This window comes from Rhodovarius lipocyclicus, from assembly GCF_009900765.1.
Lineage (GTDB): Bacteria > Pseudomonadota > Alphaproteobacteria > Acetobacterales > Acetobacteraceae > Rhodovarius > Rhodovarius lipocyclicus.
The window spans coordinates 38,234-44,468 of the sequence record NZ_JAAABL010000033.1 but is presented as its reverse complement, the minus strand read 5'-3'; the positions used below and the strand labels follow the sequence as shown (position 1 = coordinate 44,468).

Annotated in this window: 6 protein-coding genes; all 6 read right to left on the bottom strand. The window is 68.3% G+C overall.

Annotated elements, in window-relative coordinates; all coding sequences use genetic code 11:
- Positions 1–651, bottom strand: a 651-nt coding sequence (gene tilS / locus GT007_RS17235; protein ID WP_160122895.1) for a tRNA lysidine(34) synthetase TilS, incomplete at its 3' end; no start/stop codon positions are given.
- A complete protein-coding gene (locus GT007_RS17230) occupies positions 635–1,759 on the bottom strand; it encodes a CaiB/BaiF CoA transferase family protein (RefSeq protein ID WP_160122894.1) in 1,125 nt (374 codons plus the stop codon). The genes GT007_RS17230 and tilS, both read right to left, overlap by 17 nt.
- An 80-nt stretch (positions 1,760–1,839) precedes the next feature.
- Positions 1,840–2,736, bottom strand: a complete 897-nt coding sequence (locus GT007_RS17225; protein WP_160122893.1) for a carbohydrate ABC transporter permease — start codon at positions 2,734–2,736, stop codon at positions 1,840–1,842.
- Positions 2,729–3,685, bottom strand: coding sequence for a carbohydrate ABC transporter permease (locus GT007_RS17220; protein ID WP_160122892.1), 957 nt, complete (start codon positions 3,683–3,685; stop codon positions 2,729–2,731). Before GT007_RS17220 ends, GT007_RS17225 begins: the two co-directional genes overlap by 8 nt.
- 5 nt (positions 3,686–3,690) lie before the next feature.
- Positions 3,691–5,031, bottom strand: coding sequence for an ABC transporter substrate-binding protein (locus GT007_RS17215; protein WP_160122891.1), 1,341 nt, complete (start codon positions 5,029–5,031; stop codon positions 3,691–3,693).
- 156 nt (positions 5,032–5,187) lie between these two features.
- Entirely contained in the window at positions 5,188–6,234 is a 1,047-nt protein-coding gene (locus GT007_RS17210) for an ABC transporter ATP-binding protein (protein ID WP_160122890.1), read from the bottom strand.
- Position 6,235: the final 1 nt, after the last annotated feature.

Sequence of the window (6,235 nt, the reverse complement as noted above, 5' to 3'; positions counted from 1 at the left end):
GGCGGCCAGCGCCAGGGCCGCGACGGTCTCGCCCTCGCCCCCTGGGTCGGCCAGGGCCGCGCGGGTGCGGATGCGGGCGAAGCGGGGGTTGTCGTTGCTGGGGTCCCGCACGGGGGGCAGGCCGGCGGCGGCGCAGACATCCTCCAGCGCGGCGGGCGGCGTGCCCAGCAGGGGGCGCAGCACCAGCGCCTCCGGCATCGCGCGCCAGCCGGGCATGGCGGCCAGCCCGGCCTCGCCGCTGCCGCGCGCGGCGCGGAACAACAGGGTCTCCACCTGGTCCAGCCGGTGATGGCCGAGGAACAGCCAGGCGGCCCCTTCCTCGGCGCAAGCCGCCAGCAGGGCGGCCAGCCTGGCCTCCCGCGCGCGTTCCTGCATGGCCGGGCCCGGGGCGACCGACAGCGCCAGCACCCGCGCCGCGATCCCTTGGCCCGCCAGCATGGCCCGCACATGTTCGGCCTCGGCGGCGCTTTCGGGGCGCAGCCCGTGATCCGCGATCAGCGCCAGGAAGCGGATGCCCCGCGCCGCCGCCCATTCCTGCGCCAGCAGCGCCAGCGCCAGGGAATGCGGCCCGCCCGAAACCCCCGCCGCCACCACGGGCGGGGCCGGGCCGAAGCCCGCCGTCAGGGCCGCGAAATCAACCGGCCTTGCCATATTCGCCCAGCGCCGGGGCCGGGCGTTCGATCGCCGGGCGCTGCCCGCCGAAAGAGATGGGCATGCCCACCAGCCGGTAATCCGTGCCCGGCACCTGCTGCAACTGGCCGGAGGCCGCGAGCTGCGGGTCCTCCGCCAGCTCCTGGATGGTGTTTATGGGCGCGCAGGGCACGCCCGCGGCCTCCAGCGCCGCCAGCCAATGGGCGCGGGGCTGTTCGGCCATCAGCGCCTGGATCATCGGCAGCAGTTCCTTCTGATGGATCAGCCGCTGGCGGTTGGTGACGAAGCGCGGGTCCTCGGGCCATTCCGGCTTGCCCAGCAGGGCGGCGAACTTCCGGAACAGCCGGTCATTGCCGCAGCAGACCAGGATGGGCGCGTCCGCCGCGTCGAAGCCCTGATACGGCACGAAGGCCGGGTGGCCGCTGTCGTGCTTCACCGGGGCCTCGTTCTGGTTCACCCAGCCGGTCAGCTTCTGGGCGGCCCACATCGTCGCCGTCTCGAACAGCGAGGTGTTGACGATGGTGCCCCGCCCGGTGCGCGCGCGCTCGGTCAAGGCGGCCAGGGCGCCGATCACGGTCCACATGCCCGTGCCCTGGTCCACCACCGAGGCCCCCATGCGCACGGGCGGGCCATCCGGCGCGCCGGTGATGGCCGACAGCCCGCAATAGGCCTGCAAAAGCGGCTCATAGCCCGGCCGGCGGTTCATCGGACCCTGATGGCCGAAGGCGCCCATCTCGCAATAGATCAGGCGGGGATGGCGGGCCGTGACCGTGGGGCCGTCGATGCCCAGCTGCTCCGGCGCGCCGGGGCGCAGGTTGTGGATGAGGATGTCGGCATCCTCCAGCTCCCGGTGCAGGGCCGCCACGCCCTCGGGCGATTTCAGGTCCAGCGCCAGGCTACGCTTGCCGCGGTTGAAATCCTTGAAGATCAGCGCGTCGCCGTCACGGAAGGCAGCCCCCATCATGCGGGCGTCGTCGCCGCCATCGGGCTTCTCCACCTTGATCACGGTGGCGCCGAGATCGGCCATGATGGCACCGGCGAAGGGCCCGGCCAGGACCTGACCGAGTTCGACCACCTTGATGCCGGTGAGGGGCTTGGCGTTTTCCATGCGAGGGAAAATCCGGGCTGGGGGGCTCAGCGTCAAGCGTCGGAGGGCGGGAAACGGGGGCGTCGCCCCCGTAGGCCCCGCTACTCCTTCACCGCCCCCGTCAGGCTGCTGACGTAATAATCCACAAAGAACGAGTAGAAGATCGCCACCGGCAGCGACCCCAGCAGCGACCCCGCCATCAGCGCCCCCCACTGGTACACGTCACCTGTCACCAGCTCCGTCAGGATGGCCACCGGCACGGTCTTGCTTTCGCTGCTCTGGATGAAGGCCAGCGCGTAGATGAATTCGTTCCAACTCAAGGTAAAGCTGAAGATCCCCGCCGAGATCAGCCCCGGCACCGCCAGCGGCAGGGTAATGCGCCGCAGGATCTGCAGCCGCGTCGCCCCGTCGATCAGCGCGCATTCCTCCAGCTCGTACGGGATCGACTTGAAGTAGCCGATCAGCAGCCAGGTGCAGAACGGGATGAGGAAAGTGGGGTAGGTCAGGATCAGCGCGAAGGGCGTGTCGAACAGCCCCAGCTGATAGACCATCGTCGCCAGCGGGATGAACTGGATGGAGGGCGGAACGAGATAGGCCAGGTAGATGGCCAGCCCCACATACTGGCTGCCCCTGAAGCGCAGCCGCTGGATGGCATAGGCCGCCAGCGTGGAGGAGAACAGCGACAGCACCGTGCTGCACACCGCCACCAGCATGGTGGTCATCAGCCAGCGCGGATAGGCCGTCTCGAACAGCAGCTTGTGGATGTGATCGAGTGTGGGCGAGGTGATCCAGAACGGGTTGTGCGCGCGAAAATCGTACAGCTCCGCGTTCGGTTTGAAGGAGGTGATCGCCATCCAGTAGAACGGGAACAGCAGGATCAGCAGGAAGCAGCCCAGTGGCAGCCACAGCATGACCATGCGGCGGGCGCGGCTGTCCCAGGCCATATGCTCCGGGGCGGCAGCCGCGGTGTTGCGGGTTTCCACGGCGATGTCAGTCATTGCCTTCCCCCTGCTGCCATTTGCGGCGCGCGAGCGCGAAATAGGAAAACAGCGTGGCCACCACCAGGAACGGGATCATGGAGACGGCGATCGCCGCCCCCTCCCCCAATTGCCCGCCCGGGATGCCGCGCTGGAAGGCCAGGGTCGCCAGCAGATGGGTGGAATTCACCGGCCCGCCGCGCGTGATCGCGTAGACCAGCTGGAAGTCGGTGAAGGTGAAGATGATGCTGAAGGTCATGACGATCGCCAGGATCGGCAGCAGCATCGGGAAGGTGATGAAGCGGAACCGCTGCCAGGCGGTGGAACCGTCCAGCAGCGCGGCCTCGTACAGCGAGGGCGAAATGGTCTGCAGCCCCGCGAGCAGGGAGATGGCGACGAAGGGGATGCCGCGCCAGACATTGGCCGCGATCAGGGAAAAGCGGGCCGGCCAGGCGCTGCCGATGAAGTCGATGTTGGTGGTGCGCCACCCCAGCACATCCACGAACACGTAGGAGATGATGGAGAATTGCGGATCGTAGATCCACCAGAAGGCGATGGCCGACAGCACGGTGGGCACGATCCAGGGCAGCAGGATGATCGCCCGGATCAGGGATTTGAACGGGATGTGCTGGTTCAGCAGCAGCGCCAGCCACAGCCCCAGCCCGAATTTCAGCACCGTCGCCACGGCGGTGTAGAATACGCTGTAGAACACGGCGTTCCACCACAACGGGTCGCTCAGCAGATACTCGAAATTCTCCAGCCCCACCCACACGCCACGCCGGCCGATCGTGGTGTCCGTGAAGGCCAGGAAGATGCCCAGGCCCAGCGGATAGGTCAGGAAGGTCATCAGCAGCCCCACCGCCGGCAACAGGCAGATGAAGACCAGGAAGGGTTTCCAGTCGAACAGCCGCGCCAGGGCGGAGCGGTCCGCCCGGCGCTTCGTCCAGTCGATGGCGGTGGTGACGGACATGGCCGTCAGCGCCGCCGGAAGAAGCGCTGGGCGCGCCGCTCCGCCTCACGCGCCGCGGCCTCCGGCGTCGCCTGGCCGGAGGCGACGGAGGCGCACATCTGCACCATCACGTATTCGGCGTTGGCCGCCGCCGAGGCCTCGCTGATCGGGCCCTTGTAGCCGATCCAGAACGGGCTGCGCATGGTGTCGCGGAACAGCGTGACCTTGGGGTCGCTGGTCCAGACGGCGCTCGCGTCGTAATTGGCCAGCGGATGCGCCCAATAGCCGAGGTTGGCGTTCAGCCAGGGGTCCATCTGCTCGCGTTCCAGCAGGAATTGCAGCAGCGCCTTGGAGGCGTTGGGATAGCGGCTGTGCTTGAACACCATGGCATTGAGCGTGAGCCCCGCCATGGGCGAGGCGGAGGCTAGGCCCTTGGGCAGCAGCATGTGCTCCGTGTCCTCGGCGATGGCGCGCGTGGCCGGGTCGTTCTTCAGCGCGAAATAGAGCGACACGCCATTGGCCGTCAGCCAGCACTCGTTGGAGGCATAGGCGCGGTTGTTGCTGACATCGCCCCAGGACAGGGTGCCGGGGATGAAGGTGGCGTACAGCTCCTTCAGGTAATGCAGGGCGGCCACCGTCTCGCGGCTGTTGATGCCGACGGTGCCGTCCTCATTCACCAGGAAGCCGTTGTGCGACCACACCACCCAGTTGGCGAAGCCGTTGCCGTCGCCCACCGCGTTGCCCAGCGCGAAGCCGGACGGCTTGCCCGCCTGTTTCAGCTTGCGGCACAGGTCGAGGAAATTGGGCAGATCCTCGGGCGGGCGCTCGTAACCCGCGGCGTTCACGGCCGATTTGCGATAGACCAGCGGCCCGCCGGTGGAACCGAAGGGCAGGCCGATCCAGTTGTTGGTGCCGTGCCGCTTGCCATAGCGCTGCGCCAGCGCGAGCCAGCCGCCATAGCGCTTGCCCAGGTATTCCGCGACATCCGACAGCTCCACCAGCTTGTCGGCATAGACATGGGGGGATTCGTTGAAGCCGATGATCAGGTCCGGCCCCGCGCCGGTGTTGGCGGTGACGGCGGTCTGCTGGGTGATGTCCTCCCACCCCACGAAATCCACGCGCACCTGCACGCCGGTCGCCTGGGTGAAGCGGGCGCAATTGGCGCGGAACACATCCTCGTCCGGCTGCACGAAGCGCACGGGGCGCAGCATGCGCAGGGTGGCGCCGCTTTCCAGCGGCAGGCGCGGCGCGGTGGCGTCCGCCGCCGTGATGGTCTGGGCCTGGGCCTGCGCCCGCTCGGCGGCGGCACAGGCGGCCAGGGTGGCGGCCGACAGGCCGATGGCGTTGCGCCTGGTGGTCTTCAGCATGGTTCGTTTCCCTGTTTCTTCCGCCACGGGTTGATCCCGCATGCGGTTCAAGTACTCGGCTGATGCCGGGGGGCGATGCCCCCAGGCCCCGTTCGCATCATCGGGGCCGGTAATGGACTTGAGACATTGGTTCTTGCCGGCTCGGGCGCCGGGGGATCAGACGCGCTGGCCGGTCTCCTTGTCGAACAGATGCACCAGGGCGGTGTCGGGCATGATGCGCAGGATCTCGCCCGGCTTCGCGCTCACGCGCTCCCGGAAGGCGCCGGTCAGCGCCATCTCCCCCACCCGCATCATCACCTGGGTCTCGGAGCCGGTGGGCTCCACCACCTGCACCGTCGCAGCGATCCCCTCCGGGTCCAGCCGCAGATGCTCGGGCCGGATGCCGTACCAGACCGGGCCCTGATGCGTGACGCCCGGCGGCAGGGGCAGCGCGGCACCGCAGGGGGCGTGGAACAGCCCGCCCACGATCTCGCCCCGCACCAGGTTCATCGCGGGGCTGCCGATGAAGCCCGCGACGAACAGGTTGGCCGGGCGGTCGTACAGTTCCAGCGGCGGGCCGGCCTGGCGGATATGGCCGTGCTCCATCACCACGATCTTGTCGGCCATGGTCATGGCCTCGATCTGGTCATGGGTGACATAGACGGTCGTCACCTTCAGCCGCTGGTGCAGTTCCTTGATCTCGCTGCGCATCTGCACGCGCAGCTTGGCGTCCAGGTTCGACAGCGGCTCATCGAACAGGAACACCTGCGGGTTGCGCACGATGGCGCGCCCCATCGCCACGCGCTGCCGCTGCCCGCCCGACAGCTGGCGCGGATAGCGGCCCAGCAGCGCCTCCAGGCCCAGGATGCGCGCGGCGCGGCCCACCTCGCGCTCCATCACCTCCCGCGGGGCCTTCGCCAGCTTCATGGAGAAGGCCATGTTGTCGAAGACCGTCATGTGCGGATAGAGCGCGTAGTTCTGGAACACCATCGCGATGTCCCGGTCCTTCGGCGGCATGTCGTTCACGACCCGCCCGCCGATGGAGATCTCCCCGCCCGAGATGTTCTCCAGCCCCGCGATCATCCGCAGCAGGGTCGATTTGCCGCAGCCCGAGGGGCCGACGAGGACGACGAATTCGCCATCCTGGATATCCACGCTGACGCCGTGAAGGATCGGCGTGCTGCCGAAATTCTTCCGGACCTGTGCGATTCCCACGCCTGCCATG